The organism is Terrabacter sp. P2_E3 (assembly GCF_056403915.1).
In genome coordinates this window covers 306,827-333,210 of sequence record NZ_JBFUEN010000003.1, presented here as the reverse complement: position 1 = coordinate 333,210, position 26,384 = coordinate 306,827, and the positions used below count along the sequence as shown (strand labels likewise).

Here is a 26,384-nt window from a genome sequence, read left to right as displayed (position 1 = left end):
CGGATGGGTTCGGTCGTGGTGCGGTTCGGGTGGTGCGGTTCTCCTGGTGGGTGGGGCCCGGTCCGTCAGGTCGTGTCGACGAGGTGGGCCGTGGTGGTCGACGTCGCGACGTCGACGGCGAGGGTGCGCAGCGGCTGGCCGCCGACGAGCAGGTCGAGCGGGGTGAAGGCGGCCGTCCACTCGACGGGCGCGGAGCGGTAGGTGCCCGGGTCGACCTCGGGGAGAGCGACGCTCGGCTTCGGGTCGGGACCCGAGGTCGCGCGTGCCGTGACGGTGACACCGGTGCGTGGCGCTCCGGTCGACGGGGTCGTGAGGACGACGGTGAGGGTCGAGGGGACGGGGCGGACGACGACCTCGACCTCGGGTCCGGTGAGGTCGACGACGAACGTCCGCGGGGGTCGACCCGCGAGCTGCGGCACGACGAGGACGTCGGCGAGCGCCCCGTCCGTCAGGGTGACGACGACCCTCGGCGGCACGGCGGGCACCGGAGCGTCGGCGCGGACGGCGACGACGAGGACGTCCGGGAGCACGCGGAGGGTCCAGCCTGCCGGGGCCGGCTCGAGGTGGGCGTCGAGGCCGCGCAGCCGCGCCCCGGTCGAGGCGTGGACGAGGCGCACGGTGTGGCGCAGCGTCGTCGTGACCGTTGCGAGGTGCGGGGCCGCCGGCTGGACGCTCACGTCGCCCCCACCCAGTCGATGCGGTGCTCGCGCACCCGGCCGCGGCCCTCGCGCTCGAGGACCGGCACCGGAGCGACGTCGACCTCGTAGAAGAGGGCGAGCCGCCCGGACCGACCCAGCGACCCCCACACCTGGTTGCGCTCGTCGGCGTTCGGCGCGAGCAGCCGGACGGCGATGCTCTCGACCTCGTCCGACAGCGGCGGCGTCAGGTCCGGCGGACGCACGATCGGCGTCGTGTGGAAGGCCTGGACGATGCGACCGAGCCGGGTCTGCGCCTCGTCGTGGTCGCCGACGTAGGTGACGAGGTAGGTCAGCTGGAGCGACAGGGGCGCGCGGACGAGCCCGGTGAGGCCGTCGACGAGGGGTCGGTTGCGCAGGTGGGGGTGCTCGGCGACCGCGATGAGCGCGAGGATGCCCTTCGTGTCCGGCAGGGCCGTCTTGTCGCCCTGCGAGAGCGAGTGGAGCACGACCCACGCACCGAGGTCGGGGGTGGCCCGGTGGATGACGTCGCGCAGCGCCTCGCTGACCTCGCGGATCACGGTCGCTCCCAACGCCTCGGGGCCACGCCGTCGTCGTCGAGGCGTGCCTCGACGATCTGCTCGATCTCGGCGAACGATCCCACGTAGGTCTCCTCGTCCGTGGCCATGTCGCGCACCCGGGCCCTGATGACGGCCGGGAGCGAGTCGACGTCGCGGGGCTCGGCCCACACGTCGATGAGGAATCGCCGCCTCCACGCTCGCATCACCAGGCCGTGACCCTTCTGCTCAGGCACGAGCGTCCCGGCCCCCGATCACCGACCGCTCACGAGACCCCCGCCCCCCGATCACCACCCGCTCACCGCCTGCTCACCACCGACCGCCGCCGACCCCCACCGTCGAGAGGCCGAGTCCTGCCCACCCGGCCACGTCGAGAGGTCACCCGTGCTGCTCCCCGGCGACACGGCATACGCCCTCGGTGCCCGTCAGGGCATGCGGTGCAGGCGGTCGAGCGCGCGGTCGACGATCTCGGCGAGGCGCACGACCTCGCGCCGGGCCCGTTCGAGCTCGGCGACGAGCGCGGCCACCGAGGCGGCCTGGCCGGCGTCGCCCCGGGTGATCCGGGCGTAGAGCGCGACCGTCTCGGGCATCGGGTCGGCGCCGAGCTCGGCGAGCAGGGTCAGGCGGCACTGCTCGAACTGGCGCTCGACGAGGTCGTGCCGGCCGGACGCCGCGTAGGCGCCCATGAGGTGGCGGTGGATGTCCTCGCGCAACGGCTCGATGGCGAGCGCGAGCGTCCCGTAGCGGTCGACGGCGGCGACGTCACCGCGGGACCCGTGGTGCTGGACGAGGTAGTCGAGGGCGGTGAGGTAGAGGGTCTCGATCCGGTGGCGCGCCCCGAGCACCCACTCGTCGTCGCAGACCTCGACGAGCCGGCCCCGGTGCAGCGCGACGGCGTCCTCGAGCCGACGGACGTCGTCGTCGGTGAGGTCGACGACGCTGCGGCGCAGGACGGGAGCCAGCAGGTCCTCGAAGTGGACGGCGTCGACGGTCATCGGCACGGCCGGGCTCAACGCGACCGACCGTCCACCGGAGCGGCCGACGAGCTCGACGCCCGTGCTCGCGCGCACCTCGGACTGCAGCCGCCAGACCGCGGTGTTGAGCCGGCGGCGGGCCGAGTCCTCGGGGCAGTCGGAGAAGAGCTGGGCAGCGGCGACCGCGCGCTGGCGCCCCTCCCGCGGTGCGAGCGCGAGATAGGCGACGAGCACCGCGGTACCCGGCGACAGCGCCACGGGATCGTCTCCCGAGACGAGCGTCGGAGCACCGAGAAGATTGAGTCTGAGCCCCGAGACGGCCACGCTAACCCCCACACATCGAGGTGGGCTGCTCACCCCAGAAAATACGCCCGAACCGCGACTTTCGTGACCGGTTTGGCCGGATCCGCCGCACCGTCCGCCGCACCGTCCGCCGGCGTGCCCGCCGGGGTGCCCGACGTCCGCTTCGCCCGTGGCCGCGTGGCCCCTTCAGGTATGCCGTCCGGCGGGCTAACGTGCGAGGGCATGGCCCGCTCGCGTCCCGCCCGGCTCAGCGACATCGACGAGGCAGCCGCCGCGCTGCCCGAGGTGACGCGCGACCCGCCTGCCGGCGGACGGCCGAGCTTCCAGGTCAGGGGCAAGACGTTCGCCTTCGCTCGCGGCCCGCGCAAGGACGCGTTCGACCCGGAGACGGGCGAGCCCTACGACGACGTGCTCGCCTTCTCGTGCACGGCCGAGGACAAGGAGTCGATGGTCTCGGACCCCGACTCGCCGTGGTTCACGACGCCGCACTGGAACGGCTACAACGCCGTGCTCCTGCTCGAGCGGGACCTCGGCAGGCTCACCACGGAGGAGATCCGCGAGGTCGTCACCGACGCCTGGCTGGCCAAAGCCCCGAAGCGGCTGGCGAAGGAGGTGCTCGGCGGTTCGTGACGGAGGGGAATACCCCAGAGGGGTATCCTGTTGACCACCACGAGGAGGTGCCATGGCTGGATACACCGGCAGCAAGGACGACTACCTGAAGCGGCTGCGCCGCATCGAGGGGCAGGTGCGTGGCGTGCAGAAGATGGTCGACACCGACACCTACTGCATCGACATCCTGACCCAGGTCAGCGCCATCACCAAGGCGCTGCAGGCGGTGAGCCTCGGCCTGCTCGAGGACCACGTCGCCCACTGCGTCGTCGATGCCGCCCGCGAGTCCGACGAGGCCGCCGCCGAGAAGGTGCGCGAGGCCTCGGAGGCCATCGCCCGACTCGTGCGCAGCTGAGCACCCCACCGACCACCGCCCGAGGAGGCACCTCATGAGCACCACCACCCAGACCGAGATCACCGTGACCGGCATGACGTGCGGTCACTGCACCGCCGCCGTGAGCGGCGAGCTGTCGGCCCTGCCCGGCGTCGTCGCGGTCGCGGTCGACCTGCACCCCGGCGAGGACTCCCCCGTCACCATCACGAGCGAGGCCCCCCTCGACCCGTCCGCCGTCGCGGACGCCGTCGCCGAGGCCGGTTACAGCCTCCGATGACCGAAGGCCGGGCGCCGGTGACCACGGCCGGGCGGACCCCCGACGAGGTCCGCCTCGCCATCACCGGCATGACCTGCGCCTCCTGCTCGGCCCGCATCGAGCGCAAGCTGTCCAAGGTCGCCGGCGTCGAGTCCGCGACCGTCAACCTCGCCACCGAGAAGGCGCTCGTCTCGTTCACCGCTCCCGTCACGGTCGAGCAGATCGTCGCCGAGGTGAAGAAGACCGGCTACGGCGCCACCGTCATCGACGGATCGCGCCCTGCGCCGCCGGCCCCCACCGCCCCGAGCACGTATGCCGTGTCGCGCGAGAGTGCCCCGGCCGGCTCCGCGGGTGGCGAGGTCGCGAGGCCTGCCGCCGGTGCGCTGCTCGAGAAGCTGCGGGCCCAGGAGCTGGCCCGCCAGAAGGTCCGCGACACCGCCGCGACCACGCAGGTCGACGTCCGTCCCGCGACGACTCCAACGCCCTCGGCGGCACGCGAGGGCCACGCAGGTCACGACGGTCACGACGGTCAGGCCGGCCACGGCGGCTCCGGCGAGAACCACCTCGACCACACGCCCGCGCAGGACGTCCTCAAGCCCCGGCTCGTCGTCGCCATCGCACTGACGATCCCCGTCCTGCTGCTCGCCATGGTGCTCCCGACCTTCGGGGCGAGTCCCTGGCTCGAGCTGCTCCTCGCGACGCCCGTCGTCTTCTGGTGCGCCTGGCCGTTCCACCGCGCCGCCGCGGTCAACGCCCGCCACCTCGCCTCGACGATGGACACCCTCGTGTCGCTCGGCGTGCTCGCGGCGTGGGGCTACTCCGTCGTCGAGCTGCTCCAGGGCGGCATGCACCTCTACTTCGAGGTGGCCTCGGTCGTCACGACGTTCCTGCTCGTCGGCCGCTTCCTCGAGGCGCGCGCCAAGGACTCCGGCAAGGACGCCCTGCGCTCGCTGCTCGACCTCGGCGCCAAGGACGTCTCCGTCCTGCGCATCGACCCGCAGTCGCGGATCACGAGCGAGCAGCGCATCCCCGTCGACCAGCTCGTCGTCGGCGACCAGTTCGTCGTCCGGCCCGGTGAGAAGGTCGCGACCGACGGCACCGTGCGCGACGGCTCGAGCGCCGTCGACGCGAGCCTCGTCACCGGCGAGTCGACCCCCGTCGACGTCTCCCCCGGCGACGACGTCACCGGCGGCTCGATCAACACGACCGGACGCATCGTCGTCGAGGCGCGCAAGGTCGGCGCCGACACGATGCTCGCCGGCATCCAGCGTCTCGTCGAGACCGCCCAGACCGGCAAGGCCGACGTCCAGCGCCTCGCCGACCGCGTCTCCGCGATCTTCGTGCCCGTCGTCCTCGTCATCGCGGTCGTGACGTTCGCCGCCTGGCTCCTGACAGGCCACGACCTCGGCACGTCGCTCGCCGTCGCCGTGACCGTGCTCATCATCGCCTGCCCCTGCGCCCTCGGTCTGGCCACGCCGACCGCCCTGCTCGTCGGCACCGGTCGCGGTGCCCAGCTCGGCACCCTCATCAAGGGCCCGCAGGTGCTCGAGGACACGCGCCGGGTCGACACCGTCGTGCTCGACAAGACGGGCACCGTGACGACCGGCGAGCTGCGGCTGCGGAGCATCGCCGTGCGCGGCAAGCTGTCCAAGAAGGCGGCGCTCACCGCGGCCGCCGCCGTCGAGCAAGGCAGCGAGCACCCCATCGCGCAGGCCGTCGTCGACGGCGCCCGACTGGCCAAGCTCGACCTGCCGCGCATCCGCGACTTCCAGTCGAACCCCGGCGAGGGAGCCACCGCGCGGATCAAGGACACCGAGGTCACCGTCGGCAAGGCCGTCCTCTTCGAGAACGTCGACCCCGAGCTCGTCGCGCACGCCCGCAGCCACGCCGGCACGACGGTCTACGTCGGCTGGGACGGCGTCGCCCAAGGGGCTCTCACCGTCGAGGACACGGTGCGCGACTCGTCCAAGGCCGCCATCGCGCGGCTCCGGGCGCTCGGCCTGACGCCCTACCTGCTGACCGGTGACAGCGCCTCCAACGCGCGCAGCGTCGCCGAGCAGGTCGGCATCGACGCCTCCAACGTGCGCGCCGACGTGCTGCCGGCGCAGAAGCACGCCGTCGTCACCGAGCTGCAGCAGTCCGGCCGGGTCGTCGCCATGGTCGGCGACGGCGTCAACGACGCCGCAGCCCTCGCCCAGGCCGACCTCGGTCTCGCGATGGGCTCGGGCACCGACGTCGCGATGGACTCGGCCGACATCGTCCTCGTGCGCACCGACCTCGACGCAGTCGGCGACGCGATCGGGCTCTCCCGCGAGACCCTGCGCATCATCAAGCAGAACCTCGCCTGGGCCTTCGGCTACAACACCGCCGCGATCCCGCTCGCCGCGTTCGGCCTGCTCAACCCGATGATCGCCGGCGCGACGATGGCCCTCTCGTCCGTGCTCGTCGTCAGCAACTCCCTGCGCCTCAAGCGCTGGCACCGCTGACCGCTGCTGGTCCCGCGCCCCAGTTTGAGGTATCCCGACCGCGAGTCCTGCGGCGCGGATACCTCAAAGGGGTGGTGGCGACCGGGGGCGGCTAGGTTCGGTGCATGGTGGCCTTCGTGAAGTCGGTGACGTTCGACTGCGCCGAGCCGTTGCGGCTCGCGAGCTTCTGGGCCGCGGCCCTCGGCTCGAACGTCGACGAGGACAGCACGGACGAGCGGGCCTGGGTCGAGCCCGCGGGCTGGGGCGGCCCGACCCTGTGGTTCCAGCCCGTCCCGGAGGCCAAGACGGCGAAGAACCGGCAGCACTTCGACCTGCGCACCATGGACACGGTCGAGGCCGAGGTCGAGCGCCTCGTCGCCCTGGGCGCGACGGTGACCGGCAGCGACGGCGACCTGGTGGTCATGGCCGACCCTGAAGGCAACGAGTTCTGTGTCGAGTCCTGAGTGACACCGCGAGCACGCACCTGTCGGTTGAGGTGAGCCCGCGCTGCATGCTGCGGCGCGGACACCTCAACCGGGCGGCGGGGCACCCTCGGGTGAGGAACCCAGCGCTGCGCGCGGCGGCGTCCCCGAGTCACCGGCCGTGAGCTGCGGCGCACCCGAGCCGGTCAGGTACGCGTGGACGTTCGCGGCCACCTCGCGCAGCGGGCGCGGCGGCAGGTAGGCGGACGCCCCGGCGTCCAGCAGCCGGCTCACGGGACCCGGTGCGCTGACGCCGAGCTCGTCGTCCTCGATCTCGGTGACGATGATCCGGGCCTGCGGGAACATCCCGCGCAGCGACCCGAGCAGCTGTGGGCTCACCGGATGCGTCAGCACGACATCGGCGCTGGTCGGGGCCCGCAACAGGTCGAGCACGACGTAGCCGTCGCCGAGCTCGTCGGAGAGACGCTGGCGAGCGGCCTTCGACAGCTTCGTCGCCGTCGCCACGACCATGACGCCCTCGGGCACGCGCTCCGGACCACGACCCTCGTCGTCCTCGCGACCGGCCCGCTCCGGCTCCGGTCCGCCCACGAGGGTGCCCACCAGCACGCTCGGGCGGTGCACGAGCACGCCGATCTCGCGGCCGTCGCGGCGGAGCTTGACCTCGTGCCCGGCGACCATCGCATCCACCGCCGCGCGCACCTCGCGGGGCAACGTCTCCAGGTCGAGGGAAGGCACGGCCCCTCGGCGGTCGCGTCCCGGCACCGGCAGCTCCAGCGGCATTCAGGCACCGTAACCGAACCGCGCGCGACCGGCCGCCCCGCGACACGGCATACGCCCTCGGGACGACGAACGGCGGCCACCCCTCAGGGTGACCGCCGTGCGCGTGCGAGTTGGTGACTCGGTCAGATGGTGACCTTGCCGGCCGGGGTGTCGAAGGTGACCGACAGCAGACCCGGCGTGCCGTGCGGGGCGACGAAGGTGAAGTCGATGCCGCCCTTGTCGAAGGTGTCCTCCGGGCCGAGCCACTCGCGCACGCGCTTGGGGTCACCGGCGATCTGGAGGTTGTCGATGGAGACCGACGTGTCGGCGCCCGCGGAGGGGTGCACCGTCATGTCGTCCCACTCGATGAAGTAGGGGACCTGGGGGTCCGCCATGAGGCCCTTGATGCCGAGCTGGCGCCACTTGAGCTCGGTGCCGTCGGGGCGGTGCCGGTTGCCCGGGACCGACTCGCGGCCGAGGCGCTGCTCGACCACGGCGATGTCGTCGACGGCGACGACCCAGCCGAGCCAGCCACCGCCGGCCTCGGAGGCGGCACGGACGGCCTGCCCGAAGGGCGCCTTGTCGGAGGCCGGGTGGTCCAGCACCTCTACGACCTCGAGGTAGTGGTCCTTGGCCAGGGGGAAGATCACGTTGCGCGTGCCGAACCGGGGATGCACCCCTCCGTCGACCGGCGCGACGCCGATGAGCTCGGACAGTCGGGCGGCTGTGGCCTTGAGGCCACCGGCCTCCGCTGCATAGGAGACGTGGTCAACTCGCATACAGAACATCGTGACACACGCCAAGGGGTGCTCTTGACCACCCCTCCCTGTCTCTTGCGGGGCTCGTCACACGCGTCACATGAATGAAACCTGGGCGTCATCTCGTATGCCGTCCCGCGGGCTCCCACGGCCCGCACGGTCAGCGGGCGTCGCGCTGACGAACCGCCTCGTAGAGCACGATCGCGGCAGACGCGGCGACGTTGAGGCTGTTCGCCTTGCCGTGCATGGGAATCCGGACGCGATGGGTCGCGGCCTCGAGCAGGGTGCGGTCGGCGCCGTGCTTCTCGCTGCCGACGGCGATGGCGACGCGGCCGGTGTAGTCGACGTCGGTGTGCAGCAGGTCGGTCTCGGGCGTCGTGACGACGAGACGGATCTCGTGCGCCGCGATCCAGTCGAGCGCCTCCGCCGTCGTCGCGCTCGCGGCCGGCACGGCGAAGACCGTGCCCTTGCTGGCGCGCACGACGTTGGGGTTGCCCCAGTCGGTGACGGGGTCGGCGGCCACGACGGCGTCGACCCCCGCGGCGTCGGCGGTGCGGAGCATGGCGCCGAGGTTGCCGGGCTTCTCCACGCCCTGGCTGAGCAGGGTCAGGTGGTCGGGCCCGTCGACGCGCAGGTCGCCGAGGGAGACGCCGATGCGGTCGACGACGGCGAGGAGCCCGTCCGGTCCCTCGCGGTAGCTGACCTTCTCGAAGGCGCTGCGGCTGAGGTGCACGACCTCGACCCGGTCGTCGCGCAGTCGCCCGAGCAGGTCGGTCTGGTGGCCGATGTCCTGGCTGCCGGCTCGGCCGGCGGGGCTGAAGAGCTCCTCGCAGACGTAGACGGTGCCGGGCCGCACCCCGGCCGACAGGGCGAGGCCGATCTCCTCGTAGCCCTCGACGAGGGTCTGGCCGGTCTCCTCGCGGGTGCGACGGCGGCGGAGCGCGAGCAGGCCCTTGAGGCGCGGGTTGGACGCGGACGTGATGGTGAGCTCGCGGGAGGCGTGGGTCGGGTTCGTCATCTCGGGCCCAGCATCCCACTCGAGTGAGCGCCCCGTCCCACTCGAGTGAGCGCCCCGTCCCGTCCCACGGCGACTGGAGTGACGACGTGCTCACTCGACTGTGGTCGGGCGCTCACTCGACGAGGGGTGGGTCATGGGTGGAGGCGGGCGCCCTTGAGGATGCGGTCAACGGTGTTCTTCGATGCGTGGAGGGCGAGGCCGACGAGGGTCGCGAACACCTCGAGCATGCAGACGCAACACACCGTGCAGGTCACAACACCCCGCGATCGGACCCCGGTGTGTTGTGACCTTCTCGGTGTGTTGCGGGGTGGGGCGGTCCCGGTCGCCACGACACGGTCCGGTCGATCGGCCCACCCACACGGGCACGCTAACCCGGCGGCCGCTCCTAGGGTGGGTGGCGACCGCGACCGAGGAGGACCCGTGACCGAGCAGCCGGCATACCCGCGTCTCATGCACACCGCCCTCGACACCGAGGACGCCCGCGCCCTCGCCGAGTTCTACCGCGCGCTGCTCGGCCTGCACTACCGGCCCGGCGACGAGCCCCCGGCTGACGGGGCCGAGGACGACGCCGACTGGCTCGTCCTGCTCGACGCCGACGGCGTGCGGCGGCTCGCGGTCCAGCAGGTCGACGGTCCGCTGTCGCGCTCGACGTGGCCGAGCCACGAGGTGCCGATGCAGCTGCACGTCGACTACGCCGTGCCGAGCGTCGCCGAGCTCGAGCGGCATCGGGACCGGGCGCTCTCCCTGGGCGCACAGGTGCTGCTCGACCGCACCGACGACGAGGAGGAGCCGCTCGTCGTGCTCGCCGACCCGGCCGGCCACCCGTTCTGTCTCCTCGTCGCGCCCTGAGAGCCCACGCCGTCGGCGGGCAGGCGTAGCGTCGGCGGAGCGAGGACGCAGACCGAGACCCGGAGGTGCGAGCCACCATGACCACCCTGCACGGACGCCCCAACACCGCACTGCTCGTCATCGACGTCCAGAACGACGTCGTCTCGGGCGCGCACGACCGCGACGGCGTCATCGCCCGCATCAACGCCCTCGTCGACAAGGCGCGCAACGAGCAGGTCCCGGTCATCTGGGTGCAGCACTCCGACGACAACATGCCGATCGACACCGAGGGCTGGCAGTTCGTCCCCGAGCTGGACCCTGCCGAGTCCGAGCCGCTCGTCCACAAGCGCTACGGCGACTCCTTCGAGGACACCGACCTCGAGTCGGTCCTCGCCGAGCGCCAGGTCGGTCGGGTCGTCGTCACCGGCGCCCAGACCGACGCCTGCATCCGCTCGACACTGCACGGCGCTCTCGTCCGTGGCTACGACACCACCCTCGTCGGGGACGCCCACACGACCGAGGACCTCCGCCAGTGGGGTGTCCCCGTCGCGCCCGAGCAGGTCATCGCCCACACCAACACCTACTGGTCCTGGTCGGACGCACCCGGCCGCACGGGCGATGTCGTGGCCGCCGCCGAGGTCGACTTCGGCCCGCTCTGACGAGGGCGTGGCCCTCGGCGGGCCGGGCTCGAGCGCCCGCCTAGGCTGACGCCATGCTCGACACGTTGGCCGCGCTGCCCTTCTGGCAGGCGTTCCTCGCGCTCTTCGCGAGCGCCATGGTGCGGTCCAACGGCACCTACTGGGTCGGGCGCGGCGCCGTGGCCGGCTGGCGTCGCTACCGCGGCACGCACGGCGACCTGACGACCCGCGCCGAGGGTCTGCTGCGACGCTTCGGGCCCTTCGCCGTGACGCTGTCCTACCTCACGGTCGGCATCCAGACGGCGATCCACCTCACCGCCGGGGTGATGCGGATGCCGCTGCGCTGGTACCTGCCGGCCGCCGTCGTCGGGTCGACCCTCTGGGCGGTGCTCTACGCGACGGTCGGGCTCGCCGTGGTCCAGGCCTGGCTCGCCGCCGAGGCCGGGTGGTGGTGGGGCGTGGTGGTCGTCGTGCTCGTCGTGGCCGGGGCCGCCGCGTGGGTCGGGGCCCGCCGCCGTCGCCTGCCCAGTCGAGTGAGCGCCCCGTCCCACTCGCGTGAGCGCCTCGTCCCCTGACACGACCCGAACACGAGCGTGACGTGCGCGCCGCCGGCGCTCACTACGCTGCGATCGTGTCCACCGAGCCCGGCCCCGGCCCCGACCGCCGCGCCGACCCCGGCCGCGGTCTCGTGCTCGTCGTCGAGGACGAGCCGGCCATCGCCGACGTGCTGCGGCTCAACCTCCGGGCCGCCGGCTACGGCGTCGAGGTCGTGGCCGACGGGGCGAGCGCCCTCGACGCGGCGCGCGACCTGCGCCCGAGCGCCATCGTGCTCGACATCGGCCTGCCGGTGCTCGACGGCATCGAGGTGTGTCGCCGCCTCCGGGGGCGCGGCGACTGGACCCCCGTCCTCTTCGTGACGGCCCGCGACGACGAGGTCGACCGCATCGTCGGTCTCGAGCTCGGAGCCGACGACTACGTCACGAAACCCTTCTCCCCGCGGGAGCTCGTGGCACGGCTCGGGGGCGTGCTGCGACGCACCCGCGGGGACTCCCAGGCGCCCGAGGTGCTCCGCGCCGGCGACCTCAGCATCGACCTGACGAGCCACGAGGTTCGGGTCGCCGAGTGCGAGATCGCCCTGACCGCAACGGAGTTCGACCTCCTGACGCACCTCATGCGTCGTCCGGGGGTCGTCTTCACGCGCGAGCAGCTGCTCAGCGACGTCTGGGGGTATGCCGCGACCGCCGGCGGGCGCACCGTCGACGTCCACGTCGCCCAGGTGCGCGCCAAGCTCGGTGACGCCAGCCCGATCCGCACCGTCCGCTCCGTCGGGTATGCCGCCGCGCGGGCTCCGCACGAGGGTGCCGCCCCTGCCGCGGACGACCCACGAGCGCCCCGGCCGCGACCGTGACGGGCTCGCGGGGGACGCTGTCGCGACGGATCGTCCTGCTCGCCGTCGGCATCGCGGTGCTGACCGCTCTCCTGGCCGGCCTGCTCGCCGTCGGCCTGACCCGCACGTCCGCCGACGACTCGGCCCGGCGCACGCTGTCGCGCATCGCCGACGCCGCCGCCGAACGCGCCGACTCGGGCGTCGTCGCGCGGGCGGCCCAGAACAAGGCAGTCCGCACGCTGGGCGCCCTGGGGATCGAGTCCGCGAGCGTCGGACGCGGGGGTGCCGTGACCTCGACGAGCGCCCTCGCCCGGGACGCCCTGACCCCGGCCCGGCAGAAGGCCCTGCTCGCCGGCCGCACCGTCTCGACCCGCGACGACCTCGGTGGCACGCTCGTCCTCGTCGAGGGCCGCCCGACCGACGCCGGGGGCATCGTCCTCGTCCAGCGCCGGTCCGACGCGACGGCCGACTCCGACCGGCTGGTGCGCCGCGTCCTGCTCGCGCTCGCCATCGCCGCGGTCGTCGCCGTCGTCGTCAGCATCGCCGTCGCGAGGCGCCTGTCCCGGCCGCTGCGGAGGACGGCCGACGCGGCACATGCCCTCGCGGCCGGTCAGCGCGACGTCCGGGTGCCGGTCGAGGGTCCCGACGAGGTCGCCGAGGTGGCGAGCGCCCTCAACTCCCTGTCGAGCTCGCTGTCCCGGTCCGAGGGCCGCCAGCGCGACTTCCTCCTCTCGGTGTCCCACGACCTGCGCACGCCGCTCACCGGCATCAGCGGCTACGCCGAGTCGCTCGCGAGCGGCGTCGTCCCTCCCGAGGACACCGCCCGGGTCGGCGGCGTCGTCCTCACCGAGGCGAAGCGTCTCGAGCGGCTCGTCGGCGACCTGCTCGACCTCGCGCGGCTCGGCGCCGACAGCCCGAGCGTCCACCCCGAGCGCACCGACCTCGTCGCCCTCGGCCGCGAGGTCGAGTCGGTCTGGTCCCGGCGCTGCGCCGCCGTGGGCGTGCCCTTCACCTTCGTCCCGGCCGTGGCCGACGCCTGGACGGTCACCGACCCGGCTCGGGTGCGCCAGCTCGTCGACGGCCTGCTCGAGAACGCTCTGCGGGTCACGCCGTCCGGCCGCCCGATCGTCGTCGAGGTGCGCCGCGAGCCCGGCTCCCCCACGGACGTGGCCGTCGTCGAGGTGCGCGACGGCGGTCCCGGCCTGACCGACGACGACCTCACCGTCGCGTTCGAGCCGTCGGTGCTGCACGAGCGCTACCGCGGCATCCGCCCCGTCGGCACGGGCCTCGGTCTGGCCATCGTCGGGCGGCTCGCCCAGCTGCTCGGTGGGACCGTCGAGGCCGGGCACGCCGCCGAGGGAGGCGCCCGCTTCACCCTGCGCCTCTCCCACGCCACCACGCACTGAGGGCGCCGGCCCACCGTCAGGAGCGGACGGCATACGCCCTCGGCGCCGCGGCACGGGAGGCCCGTCGCATCGACCGACGGATCGTCCTGCGTCCGGTGGGGTGATGACCCCACCGGACGCCGCACCACCGGCAGGACCACCTGGCCCTCGGAATGGGCCGGGTACTCCGGCGGTTGACGAGGCATGACCACCTGGGGCTTCATCGGCAGCGGCAACATCGGCAGCACCGTCGCCCGGCTCGCGATCGCGGCCGGACACGACGTCGTGCTGAGCAACAGCAGGGGTCCCGAGACCCTCGCGGACCTCGTGACCGAGCTCGGCCCCCACGCCCGAGCCGCCACGACGCAGGAGGCGGCAGCGGCCGGCGACCTCGTCGTCGTGACGATCCCGCTCAAGGCCTACCGCGACGTGCCGGTCGACGAGCTCGCCGGCACGGTCGTCATCGACACGATGAACTACTACCCCCAGCGCGACGGCCAGATCGAGGCCCTCGACGACGGCTCCACGACGAGCTCCGAGCTGCTCCAGGCGCACCTGCCGCAGTCGCACGTCGTCAAGGGCTTCAACAACATCTACGTCCAGCACCTGCGCGACCTCGCCCAGCCACTGCTGCATGCCGGCGCAGACGCCCGCAGCGCCCTCGCCATCGCCGGCGACGACGCCGCCGCGAAGGACGCCGTGCGCCGCGCCTTCGACGCCATCGGCTACGACACCCTCGACCTCGGCCCGCTCGCCGAGGGCTGGCGCACCCAGCCCGGCCAGCCGGCCTACGGGCTCCAGTACGCCAAGGACGAGGCCGACTGGACCGCCGGGGCCCGCCCGGTCAGCTCCGACGAGCTCGCCGGCCGCGCGGTGCGAGCCACCCGCGAGGCCTGAGGCCGCAACCCTCGACAGGCCGTTTGGGCGGCGACCGCGCCGCCCGTAGAATCATCGACGAGGGGAGTACTTCCTCGCGCGCTCCGGTCAGTACGGTGGTCCGACGACCACCCCGGTTCGTGGCCGACTGCAGTCGGTGAAGGAGACCTCAGACATCACGTTCTGAGGAGACCCATGCTCACTGCCCTGTCCGCCGCCACCCCGGCGCCGCCCGCTGGATCGGCCGAGTCGATCGGCTCGCCGACGCTGTGGATCGCGACGATCGCCGGCATCGTCGCCCTCTTCGTCATCGACTTCCTCATCACCCGCCGCCCCCATGACCCGAGCATGCGCGAGGCGATCGGCTGGTCGGCCTTCTACATCGCGATCCCGGTCGTCTTCGGCGGCTGGCTGTGGTGGCAGTACGGCTCCCAGCAGGGCGTCGAGTACTACACCGGCTACATCGTCGAGAAGTCGCTGTCCGTCGACAACCTCTTCGTCTTCATCATCCTGCTCTCGGCGTTCGCCGTGCCGCGCGAGCTGCGCCAGCGGGTGCTGCTCATCGGCGTCGGCGGCGCCCTCGTGCTCCGTGGCATCTTCATCGCGCTCGGCGCGCAGATGATCGCGAGCTTCGCCTGGACCTTCCTGCTCTTCGGCGCGATCCTGCTCGCAACAGCGGTCAAGGTCGGCCGCGACGCCCTGTCGCACACCGACCACAGCATCGACGTCGACCAGCTGCGCAGCGTCAGGTTGATCCGCCGCTTCTACCCCGTCACCGACACCTACGCGGGCACCAGCCTCACGGTCCGCCAGGGTCGCACGCGGGCCCTCACGCCGCTGGCTCTCGTCGCCGTCGCGATCCTCGGCACCGACATCGTCTTCGCCATCGACTCCGTGCCGGCCGTCTACGGCATCACCGGCGACCCCTACCTCGTCTTCGCGACGAACGCCTTCGCCCTCCTCGGCCTCCGGGCGCTCTACTTCGTCCTCGAGGGCGCCCTGGCCAAGCTCGTGCACCTCGGCCACGGCCTGTCGCTCATCCTCGCCTTCATCGGCGTCAAGCTCGTCCTGCACTGGGCCCACGGCGTGTGGCCGGGCGTCCCGGAGATCCCGACGCTGCTCTCGCTCGGCGTCATCATCGGCATCCTCGCGGTCGTCACCGTGACGAGCGTGGCGGCCAACAAGCGGGCCGACGCCGCCCCGGACCCGGCTGCCGAGCCCGAGGACGAGGCGTCCTCGCTGCCGCACGCCTGACAGGCCGTGGGCCGTCCGGCCGGCCACACGGCATACCCGGGTCGTATGCCGTGCCGACCGTCGATGAGGGAGGCGTCCCGCTGGGTGCGGGGCGCCTCCCTCGTCTGTGCACCCCGTCCGGCCCGTCCCCGGACGGGGTGCCGCGTCTCAGCTCGTCGCGCTCGGGGAGGGAGAGCCGCCGGGCTGGGACGTCGTGACCTTGAAGACGACGAGACGGGCCGTCGGGTTCGTCGCGCCGACGCCGGTGACGAGCGCCTTGGCACCGACCGTGACGGCCCCGATGGTCGAGTCGGCGCCGTTGCCGTTGGAACGGACCCGGACTTTCGTGTCCGTTGCGATGGCGAAGGTCTGCGAGAAGCCGTCCTTGGCCTTGACCGTGATCGAGCCCTTCGAGACCGCGGTGACGTCGCCGCGGATCGCCTGGTGGGTGACCGGACCGGACGTGCCCTCGGTGACCCACGTGCCGTGCAGCGCCCGGAGCATCCGGGCGCGCAGACCCTTGCGGTCACCCTTCACGGCGGCGGCTGCCCCCTGGGTCGAGTCGTCGACGGCCGGGGTGTCGACGGCCGCGGACACGAGGTCGATGGTGTCGCCGTCGCCGGCTGCTGAGTCCTGCCCTGACGCGGCACCGATGGCACTGGCGGCGGTGCCTGTAGAGTCGGTCTTCGAGCAGGCGCCGAGCGCGAGGCTGCCGAGGACGAGGACCGCCGCACCGAGGGCGGTGGAGGAGCGCTTGAGGCCGGTCGTCCGGCGGGTGTCGGTGTTCATGGCCCCTACGTTCGCGCACCCAGGTGAAGCCTCGGTCCGGGTCGTGTTCGGATCGTGTTCGGGCGGCGGCCGCTGGGCCCGAGCGCAGCCGCACCCGTCGGGGTCAGCCACACACAGGAGGCGCTGGGCGGCTGGCTCCACGCTGTGCCGCCGCGAGCGGAGGGCGCGCCGAGGCGGGCGTGTGCCGTCAGGCGAAGATCGGGCCCACGGCGGGGTACGCGGCGGTGAGGGCGGTGCGCACGGCGGTCAGTGACGGGACGTCCGTGCCGCCCTGGTAGCCGGTGTCGAGCCGCATCGGCTTGCCCCACGCGGTGAGGTCCTCGATCGTCGTGCCGGTCGCGGCACCGGACAGCTGCCCGAACCAGTCGGCGCGGCCGTACGTGACGTCGCCCCCGATGCAGACGAGGTCGACCCATGAGGGGTCGGCGAGGCACACGTTCTCGTAGGGGTCCGGGTGGTGCCGCTCGAGCACGACGAGGTCGGCGGGGCGGCCCTCCGCGACGGCGCCGAGATGGTCATCCAGCCCGGCGAGCCGCGCAGCGACGGAGGTCACCATGGCGACGAGGTCGGCTGCGGCGATCGGGTGACCCTGGCGGGCGAGCTCACGGCGGGCGACCTTCATCTCGGCGAGCAGGCTCGTCGAGCCGGAGGGCAGCCAGTCGGCGCCGAGGGCGACAGGCATCCCGGCCGCGACGGCCTCGCCCGCGAGGGTCGTCTCGCCGTAGAGGCGCAGGTTGGACTGCGGCGACCACACGAGCCGGCACCCGAGCTCTGCGACGGTGTGGAGGTCGTCGGCGGTCAGGGCGCTGCCGTGGATGATGTTCGTCGCTGACGTCGCCCCGCCGAGCGTCACGAAACGCTGGAACTCCTTGGCGCTCACGGCATCCCCGCGCTTCCCCTCGCACAGGTGCAGGTAGAAGGCGTTGACGTCGCCGGCCGTGATCCGCGCCATGACGGCCTCGAAGCTCGGCAGCCCGAACGACCCCGAGGGCAGGTCGATCATCGAGCGCGCGCGGTGCGCGCCGAAGGCCCACTGGTCGAGGTTGCGCACGAGCGGCTCGGACGACGCGCTGCTCGCACCCGACGCGCCCTGGATGCCGGTGACGCCGCCCACGAGCGCGCGCACCTCGGCGTAGCGGGTCTGCGTCTTGGGCGGCACCTGCGTGAGCAGGAGGTTCTGCGGGTCGCGGACGAGAGCCTGGTAGGGCTTGGACCGCCGCCACGCGTAGCGGTTGTCGTAGAGCTTCGGCGGCTCCCACGCGGCGAAGACGTTGAACTCCGGGTGGCCGTGGAGGTCGAGCAGCCCGGGCAGGATGACCCCGTCGGTCTCGAGCACGGTGACGTCGGTCGGCTTGCTCTTCGAGACTCGGTCGATGACCCCGCCCGAGACCGTGACGTAGCCGCTCGACCACGCCCCGTCGGGGGTGATGACGGCGCCGTGCAGCGCGAAGGGCGCCGGAGGCAGCGCCCGGGAGCGGCGCGTCGGCTCGGGCAGCTCCTCGGTGATGCCGCGGGCGTACGCCTTGGCGAACGGGCCCGAGCCACCGCCGGACCCGCCCGGATCCCAGTGCTCGCGGGCGGACGTCGTGCCGGCGCTGGGTCGTGCCGGCCGGGTCACAGAGCTGGCCATGTGCGGGCTCCCTTCGGGACGACGACGCTGATCGTCGCGCGCTTCGTCTGCTTGTCGTCACCGGTGCGGGTCGCCCACGCGTCGACGTCGCGCCACCACGCGGGCGCGCCGGGTGGGAGGTCGACCTCCGGGATGGGTGCGAGGTCCGTCGGACCCCACGTGGCGGCATACGGCGTCAGGTCGGTGGGTCCCTCGGGGGTCACGTGCGCGGCGAGGTCACCGAGGTGGTCGTTCCAGTTCGCAAGCTGCGAGGCGGTCGTCTCGGCGAGCGGCTTGCCCGACGCACGAGCGAATCCCTCCGCGTACGTAGGGTGCCGGATCGCTGCCAGGTGCAGCGACCCAGCGGTGGCGGGCTGGGTCCGTGCCCATGCGGCATACGCCGTCGCCGCGAGGTCGCCGAGCGCGACGACGGCGGTGACCTCAGTGCCGACGAGAAGGGCGTCGAGCCAGCGGTGCCGGTAGGCCGCGATGGCGGCATCCTTGGCGTGGCGGCTCCCGGCCGCCTGCCCGAAGACGCTGTAGAGGTAGACGTTGACCATGGCGTATGCCGTGTGGACGCCGATCTTGGCCAACAGCCCCTGGACGCGCTGGCCGGCCTCACCGACGAGGATGCGGCGCGAGATCGCCTCGTGCGTCGCCGGATCCTGGCCGAGGACGAGCACGCGCGCACTGCCGTCGAGCCGGCCGCGGTGGAAGACAGGCCCCCACTCGGTGCGGAAGTCGGCCGACGGGTAGACGTCGTCACCGGGGTAGTCGGCGACGAGCGACGCGAAGGGCTCGGCGCCGTAGCCGAGACAGCTCTGGTGCACCACGGCCATGGCAGACCTCCACCCGATCGACAGCCGTTGTCAGTGCAGGGTCTCTCGACGGTAGTCCTGATACATCGACCCCGTCGGCGCTTTCGTGCCGGTGGAGGTCAGTCCTCGCCGGCCGCGCGGCGCAGCAGGAGCGCCCTCTCGGCGTCGTTCTGCGTCATCCCGGCCGCGCGGGCGAACTCGGCGCGGGCCTCCTCGTCGCGGCCGAGGCGGGCGAGCAGGTCGCCACGGACGCTCGGCAGCAGGTGGTAGTCGGCGAGCGCGCCTGAAGCCACGAGCCCGTCGACGACCTCGAGCGCCGCGGCCGGCCCGTCGGCGTAGGACAGGGCCACCGCACGGTTGAGGTCGATGACGGGCGACGGGCGGTTGGCTCCGAGCTGGGAGTAGAGCGCGACGATGCGCGCCCAGTCGGTGGCGTCGGCCGTGCGGGCGCGGGCGTGGCAGGCGGCGATGGCGGCCTGCAGCACGTACGGGCCGGTCGCCCCGCGGCCGGGGTCGACGAGAGACACGGCGCGCTCGAGGGCGGCGAGCGCGTGGCGGATGAGGGCCCAGTCCCACTTCGTGCGGTCCTGGTCGAGGAGCAGGACGGGCTCGCCGTCGCGACCGATGCGGGCCCGCGTGCGCGAGGCCTGGATCTCCATGAGGGCGAGCAGGCCGTGCACCTCGGGCTCCCCGGGCGCGAGGGCCGAGAGCACCCGACCGAGCCGGATGGCCTCCTCCATGAGGTCGCCACGCACCCAGTCGCGACCTGACGTGGCGGCATACCCCTCGTTGAAGATGAGGTAGACGACCTCGAGGACCGACGCGAGACGTGGTGCCAGCTCGGCGCCCGACGGCACCTCGATGGTGACGCCGTCCTGGCTCAGGGTCTTCTTCGCCCGCGAGATGCGCTGGGCGATGGTCGGCTCGGTGGTGAGGAAGGCACGGGCGATCTCGCGCGTCGTCAGGCCACCGATCATCCTCAGCGTCAAGGAGATTCGCGCCTGGGCGGTCAGGGCGGGATGGCACGCGGCGAAGACGAGGCCGAGGACGTCGTCGTCGATGTCCTCGAGCGCGGCGTCGAAGTCGCCCTCGGCCAGCTCGGCCACGCGCAGCTCCTCCATGTGTCCCACCTGCTGCAGCTTGCTCGCGAGGTTGACGTCGCGCCGGATGCGGTCGATGGCCCGCCGCCTCGCGGTCGCCGTCAGCCAGGCACCCGGCTTCGTCGGGATGCCGTCGCGGGGCCACTGCTCGAGCGCCTGCACGAACGCGTCCTGCGCGAGGTCCTCGGCGAGCCCGACGTCGCCGACGACGCGGGCGACGACGGCCGTCACCTTGGCGGCCTCCATGCGCCACACGGCCTCGAGCGTGCGCTGGACGTCGTCGTGGGATGCCCGGGTGGCCTGTGACGTGGTCTCGTCGGTCTGGTCGGCGGTGGATGACACCCCGACACTGTGGCACGAACCGGTGTCGGTTCAGCCCTGGGCGGCGTTGCGAGCGGCCTCGGCGCGCATCTGCTCGTCGCGCTCGCGCAGCTCGGGTGAGAAGGCGTCGCCGAAGTCCTCGGCGGCGAACACCTGGCGCAGCTCGAGTGCCTGACCGGGGTCGGGTGCGCACGACACCGGCCACTTCCGGAGCCACTCGAGCGCCTCCTCGCGGGAGCTGACATCGATGATCGAGAAGCCGGCGACGAGCTCCTTGGCCTCGGCGAACGGCCCGTCGGTGACGACCCAGTCGCCGTCCTCGTACGTGACGCGCGCACCCTTGGCGGTCGGGTGGAGCCCCTGCCCGTCGACGAAGACGCCGGCCTTGAGCATCTCCTCGTTGTAGGCCTGCATGTCGGCGAACTGCTGCTCGGTGCCGGTCGTGCCCTGCTCGGTCTCGGGGGTGCTGTGGACGATGATCATGAAGCGCATGGCGGTCTCCTCCTGCGGTCGGTGCACGGTCGTCGGACCCTGCTCTCCTCTACGTCGAATGCGTCGGACGCTTCTCGACACGACACCCGAGAAATCCTTCGGCGACGGCTCAGTGGCGGTCCGGTCGTCCGATGCTGGCACGGACGCGGCCGGCGAGGGCGCGGTAGAAGTCGGCGTTCGCGAGATAGCGGTAGTGGTCGGTCGCGAGGCTGCCCGCCGCGAAGAACGCCGAGTCGTCGACGCCCTCGACGATGCCCTCCGCGCGGAAGCTCAGCAGGTCGGCGTGGTCCCACACGTTCCACCAGCCACCGAGGTGCTCGCGAGGGGGGTGTGCCGCCGGGCCGGGTCCGCGGTCGGGCGCGCTCTCGAGGAAGAGCCCGAGCTCCTCGAAGAGGCCGACCTGCGACGCAGCCGCGCACCAGTAGTCGATGCGGATCCCCCGGTGCTCCGGCATCCGGGGCAAGAAGTGGGTGACGAGGTCGTAGACGATCTGCCCGCCCATGCTGTGGGTGAGCACGACGAGCGGCTCGTCCCGGCTCTCGGCAGCGAAGGCCGCCGCGTCGAGGCCGGCGAGGACACGTTCGACGATCGGTCCCGGAGCCTCGGCACTGCCTCGCGTCGAGACGTAGGTCAGGACGTCGCCGAGGAAGACCGGTACGAAGTCCTCGAGCGGCCGGCGCAGCGACGTGGCCGCCCCGCGCAGCCGACGGATGCGTCGCGGCTCGGGGATGACGTCGTCGACGAGCTCGTCGGCTGCCTCCGCCACGGCGCCTGCAGCGTCCTCGGCCGCCTCCGGCAGGTCGAGCGGGCGCGAGACCAGGGACCGGCCGCCGAACGCGAAGTGGGCGCCGAGGTCGCCCCAGTAGATCCGCATGATCGGCACCCCGGTGGGGTCGTCCGAGACGGCAGGCGCGACGTGCTCGCGCAGGTGCGCCTCGATCGCGGGCCACGGGACCTCGCCGAAGGCCCGCGTCGCCCGCGCGAGGGTGGGGTCCTCGTCGCGGACCGCGACGCCGTGGACGAAGACGATCGGCACGCGAGGGCCCGTCGTCCGGGTCTAGAGCTCGAGCCGCGCGGTCGCGGCCGACTCGACGCCGTCGCGGAAGGCGACGCCTGCCCGCGCCGCCTGCGCGACGGCCTCGAGCACCGGGACGAGGCCGTCGTCGTCGACGTGGCCGGTGACCTCGTCGGCGACGGCCTTGACCTGGTCGGGGGCGTTGCCCATGGCGACGCCCCACGCGGCCCAGTGCAACATCTCGAGGTCGTTGCGCTGGTCGCCGCACGCGACGGTGTGGATCGGCTCGACGCGCAGCTGGCGACGGACGAGCTCGAGCGCACTCGCCTTGGACACGCCCTCCGGGTTGATGTCGAGCCACGCGGACCAGCCGACGGCATACGACACCCCGTGCAGACCGGCACGCTCGACCATCTCCATGAACTCCTCGGCCGTGGCCTCGGGCTGGCGCAGGGTGACGCGCGTGACGGGGTGCGCGATGAGCTCGTCCCAGTCGACCTCGCGCGACTCACCCATCAGCTCGCCGTCGGGGAAGTGCTTGCTCACCTTGAAGCCGACGCCGGGCTCCTCGACGGCGATGAGCGCGTCGGGGAGGGCGACGCGCATCTTCTCGAGCACCGCCTGGGGGTCGAAGGTCACCATGTCGATGATCGAGTAGCCCTCTGCCGCAGACGGGTCGAGGCGGAGCGTCAGCGCACCGTTGGAGCAGATGGCGTAGCCCTGGCGGAGACCGAGAGCCTCGAGGATCGGCGTCGTCGCGATGATCGACCGGCCCGTCGCGATGACGACGGCGACGTCGTCGGGCAGGGCCTGGACGGCGTCGCGGACGCGGTCGGAGAGCTCGCCCATGTGGTTGAGAGTCGTGCCGTCGAGGTCGAGGGCGAGCAGTCGCTGTGCCATGCGCTCACCGTATCGCCCGGCTCGAGTCGCCCATGCAGGCCCGGACACCCGTCACCCGCGCGCCGCACAGCCGTCCCCGCCCCGTCGCCCGAATGTCGCCAGGTCACTGCTCCACCACACGACGCACCGACGCAGGCGCGGCCCGCTGCGGTCGGCTCGCCGCGACCTCAGGCGAGGCGACCGAGCGCGTCCTCGATGCCGCGGTGGAGCGTCGGGTAGGCGTAGATCATCGAGCGGAGCCGCTCGATCGGGACCTCGCCGTGCACGGCGACGGCGAGCGCGCCGAGCACCTCTCCCCCGGCCGGACCCATCGTCGTGGCGCCGACGAGGACGCCGCGGTCGGCGTCGGCGACGACCTTGATGAGACCGTCCGCCTTGGCGATCCAGCCGCGGGTCGTCTCGCCGAGCGGGGTCACGCCCACCTGGACGTTCGCGAGCTTCTCGCGAGCCTGGGCTTCCGTCATCCCGACGGCACCGACCTCGGGATCGGTGAACGTCACGCGCGGGAGGGCGGCATACTCCGCGCGTGGGCCGTCGTCGCCGAGGACGTCACGGATGACGACACCCGCCTGGTACATCGAGACGTGCGTGAAGGCGCCCTTGCCGGTGATGTCGCCGACGGCCCAGACGCCGTCGGCGACGCGGCAGCGGTCGTCGACGGGCGCGGTACGCGAGTCCTTGGCGACGCCGACCGTGTCGAGCCCGACGGCGGCGGGGTCGGCGCGGCGGCCGGTGGCGACGAGGAGCTTCTCAGCCGCCAGCGTCGAGCCGTCGGCGAGCGTGACCGTGAACGTCGAGCCGTCGTGGGTCACCTTCTCGGCGCCGACACCCACGCGGACGGTGATGCCGTCCGCCTCGAGCGCACTCTCGAGGTGGTCGGAGGCCTCCGGCTCCTCGAGCGCGAGGATGCGGTCGGCAGCCTCGACGACCGTCACGTCGACGCCGAATCGGGCCATGACCTGGCTCAGCTCGCAGCCGATGGCGCCGCCGCCGAGCACGACGATCGACCCGGGCAGCTCGGTGGCCTCGACGATGTCGTGGTTGGTCCAGTAGGGCGTGTCCGCGAGGCCGTCGACGGGTGGGATCGCAGCCGTCGTGCCGGTGTTGACGACGATGCCCGTCGTCGCCGTGTGGGCGGTGCCGTCGACGTCGACGCGTCCCGGCCCCGCGATGCGGGCCGTGCCGCGGACGAAGGTCGCGCCCTTGCCGGTGAGTCGCTCGACGGCGACCCTGTCGTCCCAGTCGTCGGTGGCCTCCTCGCGGATGCGCGTGGCGACGACCGACCAGTCGGGCACGACGTCGCCGACCGACCCGGCCAGCCCGTCGACACGACGGGCCTCGGCGAGCGCGTCAGCGGCGCGGATCATCATCTTCGACGGGATGCAGCCCCAGTAGGGGCACTCGCCCCCCACGAGTCTGCGGTCGACACCGAGCACGCGCAGGCCGCGCTCGGCAAGGCTCCCGGCGACGTGCTCACCGCCCGGTCCGAGCCCGATGACGATGACGTCGAAGGTGTGGTCGGTGTCGGTGGCCATGCCACAGCCTTACCCGCTCGGGCCCCGCTGGGAAGAGGCGGCCGCCTGCCGTCCGCCCGGCCCGTGGCGAACGCGGCGCGCTGCCGGCCGGTCAGCGGTCGTGACCGACCGCCCCGTCGACGACCCGCAAGCCGCTGCGCGGCGTGGACGGGTAGCCGGTGTCGAAGTGCATGTAGTCGTGCCACGAGTCGTTGCCCGACCAGTACCACCCGAACGAGGTGACGACCGTCCAGGCCACGCCGCCGTAGCGGATCGTCCCCGGGGTCGAGGCCGAGGGCGGCGGGTTGGGGTCCCAGCTGCCGGTGTGTGGGTTGACGTAGGGGTTCTGGACGGGGTTGAAGTCGAGGGCGCGACCCCAGGCGTGGGGCGAGTACGCGTTGCTGGAGTTGGCCTCGGACGGCTTGCGGCAGTTCATGGCGGTCGAGGCGTTGGCCTTCGAGGCGAGCCACTCCCAGCCGCCCCAGTTCTCGATGCCCTCGACCCGGTGCAGGGGGAAGCGCTTGGCGTAGAGGGCGTCGAAGATCTTGGCCGTGCTGCGGGCGACGTCGGCGTTGACGACCACGTAGCCACGGTGGACCTTGCCGTCGAGACCCCAGTAGGGCACGTCGACGCGGCGGAAGGTCGAGCGTCCGCCGGGGCAGTCTCCCGCACGCCACACACCGGCCACGGTGATGGCCGACCACTGCGCATCGGTCAGGGTGCGGATGACCGACGGCGCGTAGGCCGCGGTGGGTGGGGCGGCCGGCGTGCCGGAGCTGGTGAAGCCGTAGGGGGCAGCGAGCACGGTCGCGGTGGCCGCGCTCGTGCGGGTCGTCGTCGTGTAGCCGGACCGGCGCCCCGTCACCGTCACGGTGATGCGCTTGCCGAGGTCGGCGGTGGTCAGCCGGTAGCTCCACCCGGTCGCGCCGGTGATGGCGGCGCCGTTGCGCCGCCACTGGACACTGAGCGTCGCCGCGGGCGACCAGGCGCCGGCCGTGGCTCGCTGCACCCACCCCACGCGGGTGAGCTGGGCCGAGATCTTCGGGGTCGGCGCCGCCGTGAAGGGCTGGGTCACCGTCCGCGCCGTGCTGGTGCGAGAGACGGTGAGGTAGCCCGTCCGGCGCCCCGTGACCGTGACGGAGAGGGACCTGCCGAGGTAGCCCGAGGGGATCACGTAGGACGCGCCGGTCGCTCCCGTGATCGCCACGCCGGCGACCCGCCACTGGTAGCTCAGCACGGCCGACGGTGACCACGTGCCCGGGGCCGCCCGGACGGTCGAGCCGATCTGCACGACGCCGCCGATCGTCGGCGTCGGCGAGGCGGTGAAGAGGCCGTAGTCGACGGCGGCCGTGGCCGCGGAGGTCCGCGTCACCGGCACGTAGCCGGGGCGGCCGCCCCGCACCTGGACCGACATCTGCCTGGTCCGGTCGGCGGCCTGCAGCACGTACGTGCGGGCGGTCGCTCCGGCGATCGCGACCCCACCGGCCCGCCACTGGTAGGTCAGCGTGGCACTCGGCGACCAGGCCCCCGGGTCGGCCGTGAGCACCCGACCCACACGGAGCGTGCCGCTGATCGTCGGAGTGGGTGACGTGGTGAAGGTGGCGGACCCGACAGGGAGCGTGACGGCGCTGGTCGCAGAGCGGGTCGCGTAGCCGTCGCGGACGGCTGTGACCCGCAGGGACAGGACGGCGGTGACCTGCTCGGCGCGCGGCGTGAACGTCAGGGAGGTGGCTCCCGTGACCGGGCTTCCGTCGGCGAGCCAGGCGTAGGTCAGCGTGGCGGCCGGGTCCCACGTCCCGGCGCTCCCCGACAGCACGGCATCGACCCGCGGCGTCCCCGTGATGAGCGGCGTGCCGACCGGTGCGATGACGCCGGGCGTGACGGGACCGACGGTGGCCGTGGCCATCTCGTCCGGCCGGCCGTCCTGCCGGCCGGTCGCCGTCACGGTGAGCATGGCGCCGACGAGGTCGGGCGTCAGCGGGAGTCGGGCAGCGTCGGCGCCCGTGAGCGGCACGCCGTCGGCGGACCACGCGTACGTCATGACGTCGCCGACGGCGAAGTCGGCCGGCTCGGCCGTCAGGTCTCCCCCGACCTGCGCCGCGCCGACCACCGTGACCGTGGGCGGCGACTGCTCGAGGCCGAGCGAATCCGGACGCTCGAGGGCCGTGGCGCCGCCGGACACGGTCAGGACCGCCACGAGGGCACACAGGGCCACGAGGGCAGCCCGGACGACGGGGGCCCGCTGCCCGACACGCCCTCGCATCGACCGACCGGTCCCACGCGGTCGTGTGCGGCGGGCCCGGACCCGGGCGATCTCGTCGTCGCGCTCCGGCTGGGATCCACGCAT

Annotated in this window: 28 protein-coding genes; 12 read left to right on the top strand and 16 right to left on the bottom strand. The window is 73.0% G+C overall.

Annotated elements, in window-relative coordinates:
* Positions 1 to 65: 65 nt before the first annotated feature.
* The 4 genes from AC1DW8_RS04830 to AC1DW8_RS04815 all read right to left on the bottom strand — a co-directional run bounded on the left by AC1DW8_RS04830 (position 66) and on the right by AC1DW8_RS04815 (position 2,445).
* Positions 66 to 677: a hypothetical protein gene (locus AC1DW8_RS04830; RefSeq protein ID WP_478092296.1), complete on the bottom strand. Its 612-nt coding sequence runs from the start codon at positions 675 to 677 to the stop codon at positions 66 to 68.
* The gene (locus tag AC1DW8_RS04825; protein ID WP_478092294.1) at positions 674 to 1,216 is read right to left on the bottom strand and encodes a Pvc16 family protein; all 543 of its coding nucleotides are present in this window, start codon (positions 1,214 to 1,216) and stop codon (positions 674 to 676) included. Before AC1DW8_RS04825 ends, AC1DW8_RS04830 begins: the two co-directional genes overlap by 4 nt.
* Positions 1,213 to 1,449: a hypothetical protein gene (locus tag AC1DW8_RS04820; protein WP_056774562.1), complete on the bottom strand. Its 237-nt coding sequence runs from the start codon at positions 1,447 to 1,449 to the stop codon at positions 1,213 to 1,215. The genes AC1DW8_RS04825 and AC1DW8_RS04820 overlap by 4 nt, the downstream gene beginning before the upstream one ends.
* Positions 1,450 to 1,638: 189 nt before the next feature.
* Positions 1,639 to 2,445 (bottom strand): AfsR/SARP family transcriptional regulator, encoded by an 807-nt coding sequence (locus AC1DW8_RS04815; RefSeq protein ID WP_478092291.1) that lies wholly within the window; start codon positions 2,443 to 2,445, stop codon positions 1,639 to 1,641.
* Between the two features lie 267 nt (positions 2,446 to 2,712).
* On the opposite strand from AC1DW8_RS04815, the gene AC1DW8_RS04810 reads away from it, so the two are divergent.
* The 5 genes from AC1DW8_RS04810 (at position 2,713) to AC1DW8_RS04790 (ending at position 6,618) form a co-directional block, all read left to right on the top strand.
* Complete coding sequence (locus AC1DW8_RS04810) at positions 2,713 to 3,120, top strand: MmcQ/YjbR family DNA-binding protein (RefSeq protein ID WP_056826051.1); 408 nt, start codon at positions 2,713 to 2,715, stop codon at positions 3,118 to 3,120.
* 52 nt (positions 3,121 to 3,172) lie between these two features.
* The gene (locus tag AC1DW8_RS04805; protein WP_020143728.1) at positions 3,173 to 3,454 is read left to right on the top strand and encodes a metal-sensitive transcriptional regulator; all 282 of its coding nucleotides are present in this window, start codon (positions 3,173 to 3,175) and stop codon (positions 3,452 to 3,454) included.
* 34 nt (positions 3,455 to 3,488) lie between these two features.
* Positions 3,489 to 3,710: a heavy-metal-associated domain-containing protein gene (locus AC1DW8_RS04800; protein ID WP_020143727.1), complete on the top strand. Its 222-nt coding sequence runs from the start codon at positions 3,489 to 3,491 to the stop codon at positions 3,708 to 3,710.
* Positions 3,707 to 6,175, top strand: coding sequence for a heavy metal translocating P-type ATPase (locus AC1DW8_RS04795; RefSeq protein WP_478092288.1), 2,469 nt, complete (start codon positions 3,707 to 3,709; stop codon positions 6,173 to 6,175). The genes AC1DW8_RS04800 and AC1DW8_RS04795 overlap by 4 nt, the downstream gene beginning before the upstream one ends.
* 104 nt (positions 6,176 to 6,279) lie before the next feature.
* Positions 6,280 to 6,618 carry a VOC family protein gene (locus AC1DW8_RS04790; protein WP_478092284.1) on the top strand — a complete coding sequence of 113 codons (339 nt, stop codon included), beginning with the start codon at positions 6,280 to 6,282 and terminating at the stop codon, positions 6,616 to 6,618.
* A 66-nt stretch (positions 6,619 to 6,684) separates the two neighbouring features.
* Here the strand turns inward: AC1DW8_RS04790 and AC1DW8_RS04785 are convergent, their stop codons facing one another.
* The 3 genes from AC1DW8_RS04785 to AC1DW8_RS04775 form a co-directional block, all read right to left on the bottom strand.
* Positions 6,685 to 7,377 (bottom strand): response regulator, encoded by a 693-nt coding sequence (locus AC1DW8_RS04785; RefSeq protein ID WP_478092281.1) that lies wholly within the window; start codon positions 7,375 to 7,377, stop codon positions 6,685 to 6,687.
* A 122-nt stretch (positions 7,378 to 7,499) separates the two neighbouring features.
* Positions 7,500 to 8,135 carry a VOC family protein gene (locus AC1DW8_RS04780; RefSeq protein WP_020143723.1) on the bottom strand — a complete coding sequence of 212 codons (636 nt, stop codon included), beginning with the start codon at positions 8,133 to 8,135 and terminating at the stop codon, positions 7,500 to 7,502.
* A 139-nt stretch (positions 8,136 to 8,274) separates the two neighbouring features.
* A complete protein-coding gene (locus tag AC1DW8_RS04775) occupies positions 8,275 to 9,132 on the bottom strand; it encodes a TrmH family RNA methyltransferase (protein ID WP_478092278.1) in 858 nt (285 codons plus the stop codon).
* Positions 9,133 to 9,552: 420 nt separating this feature from the next.
* Here AC1DW8_RS04775 and AC1DW8_RS04770 point away from each other — a divergent pair, with 420 nt between their 5' ends.
* From AC1DW8_RS04770 to AC1DW8_RS04740, 7 genes are all read left to right on the top strand, one after another.
* Positions 9,553 to 9,981, top strand: coding sequence for a VOC family protein (locus AC1DW8_RS04770; RefSeq protein WP_082619627.1), 429 nt, complete (start codon positions 9,553 to 9,555; stop codon positions 9,979 to 9,981).
* A gap of 77 nt (positions 9,982 to 10,058) precedes the next feature.
* Positions 10,059 to 10,619, top strand: coding sequence for a cysteine hydrolase family protein (locus AC1DW8_RS04765; RefSeq protein ID WP_478092275.1), 561 nt, complete (start codon positions 10,059 to 10,061; stop codon positions 10,617 to 10,619).
* Positions 10,620 to 10,672: 53 nt separating this feature from the next.
* Positions 10,673 to 11,173, top strand: coding sequence for a DedA family protein (locus tag AC1DW8_RS04760; protein ID WP_478092273.1), 501 nt, complete (start codon positions 10,673 to 10,675; stop codon positions 11,171 to 11,173).
* 56 nt (positions 11,174 to 11,229) lie between these two features.
* On the top strand, positions 11,230 to 12,006 hold the full coding sequence (locus tag AC1DW8_RS04755) for a response regulator transcription factor (RefSeq protein ID WP_478092271.1): 777 nt from the start codon (positions 11,230 to 11,232) through the stop codon (positions 12,004 to 12,006).
* Positions 12,003 to 13,391, top strand: coding sequence for a sensor histidine kinase (locus AC1DW8_RS04750; RefSeq protein ID WP_478092269.1), 1,389 nt, complete (start codon positions 12,003 to 12,005; stop codon positions 13,389 to 13,391). The genes AC1DW8_RS04755 and AC1DW8_RS04750 overlap by 4 nt, the downstream gene beginning before the upstream one ends.
* Before the next feature lie 183 nt (positions 13,392 to 13,574).
* Entirely contained in the window at positions 13,575 to 14,267 is a 693-nt protein-coding gene (locus tag AC1DW8_RS04745; protein WP_478092267.1) for an NADPH-dependent F420 reductase, read from the top strand.
* 174 nt (positions 14,268 to 14,441) lie between these two features.
* Complete coding sequence (locus AC1DW8_RS04740; RefSeq protein WP_056774593.1) at positions 14,442 to 15,500, top strand: TerC/Alx family metal homeostasis membrane protein; 1,059 nt, start codon at positions 14,442 to 14,444, stop codon at positions 15,498 to 15,500.
* 147 nt (positions 15,501 to 15,647) lie between these two features.
* Here AC1DW8_RS04740 and AC1DW8_RS04735 read toward each other — a convergent pair whose 3' ends face one another.
* The 9 genes from AC1DW8_RS04735 to AC1DW8_RS04695 all read right to left on the bottom strand — a co-directional run bounded on the left by AC1DW8_RS04735 (position 15,648) and on the right by AC1DW8_RS04695 (position 26,384).
* A complete protein-coding gene (locus AC1DW8_RS04735; protein WP_478092265.1) occupies positions 15,648 to 16,268 on the bottom strand; it encodes a hypothetical protein in 621 nt (206 codons plus the stop codon).
* Between the two features lie 187 nt (positions 16,269 to 16,455).
* Positions 16,456 to 17,898: an amidohydrolase family protein gene (locus tag AC1DW8_RS04730; RefSeq protein WP_478092263.1), complete on the bottom strand. Its 1,443-nt coding sequence runs from the start codon at positions 17,896 to 17,898 to the stop codon at positions 16,456 to 16,458.
* Positions 17,883 to 18,716 carry a uracil-DNA glycosylase family protein gene (locus AC1DW8_RS04725; RefSeq protein WP_478092261.1) on the bottom strand — a complete coding sequence of 278 codons (834 nt, stop codon included), beginning with the start codon at positions 18,714 to 18,716 and terminating at the stop codon, positions 17,883 to 17,885. The genes AC1DW8_RS04730 and AC1DW8_RS04725 overlap by 16 nt, the downstream gene beginning before the upstream one ends.
* Before the next feature lie 98 nt (positions 18,717 to 18,814).
* Complete coding sequence (locus tag AC1DW8_RS04720; protein ID WP_478092259.1) at positions 18,815 to 20,137, bottom strand: RNA polymerase sigma factor; 1,323 nt, start codon at positions 20,135 to 20,137, stop codon at positions 18,815 to 18,817.
* A 30-nt stretch (positions 20,138 to 20,167) separates the two neighbouring features.
* Positions 20,168 to 20,635: a YciI family protein gene (locus AC1DW8_RS04715; protein ID WP_082619629.1), complete on the bottom strand. Its 468-nt coding sequence runs from the start codon at positions 20,633 to 20,635 to the stop codon at positions 20,168 to 20,170.
* 82 nt (positions 20,636 to 20,717) lie between these two features.
* On the bottom strand, positions 20,718 to 21,644 hold the full coding sequence (locus AC1DW8_RS04710; RefSeq protein WP_478092257.1) for a hypothetical protein: 927 nt from the start codon (positions 21,642 to 21,644) through the stop codon (positions 20,718 to 20,720).
* Between the two features lie 21 nt (positions 21,645 to 21,665).
* Positions 21,666 to 22,523 (bottom strand): HAD family hydrolase, encoded by an 858-nt coding sequence (locus AC1DW8_RS04705; RefSeq protein WP_056826032.1) that lies wholly within the window; start codon positions 22,521 to 22,523, stop codon positions 21,666 to 21,668.
* Positions 22,524 to 22,690: 167 nt separating this feature from the next.
* The gene (locus AC1DW8_RS04700) at positions 22,691 to 24,058 is read right to left on the bottom strand and encodes a dihydrolipoyl dehydrogenase family protein (protein WP_478092254.1); all 1,368 of its coding nucleotides are present in this window, start codon (positions 24,056 to 24,058) and stop codon (positions 22,691 to 22,693) included.
* A 91-nt stretch (positions 24,059 to 24,149) separates the two neighbouring features.
* Positions 24,150 to 26,384 carry a M15 family metallopeptidase gene (locus AC1DW8_RS04695; RefSeq protein ID WP_478092252.1) on the bottom strand — a complete coding sequence of 745 codons (2,235 nt, stop codon included), beginning with the start codon at positions 26,382 to 26,384 and terminating at the stop codon, positions 24,150 to 24,152.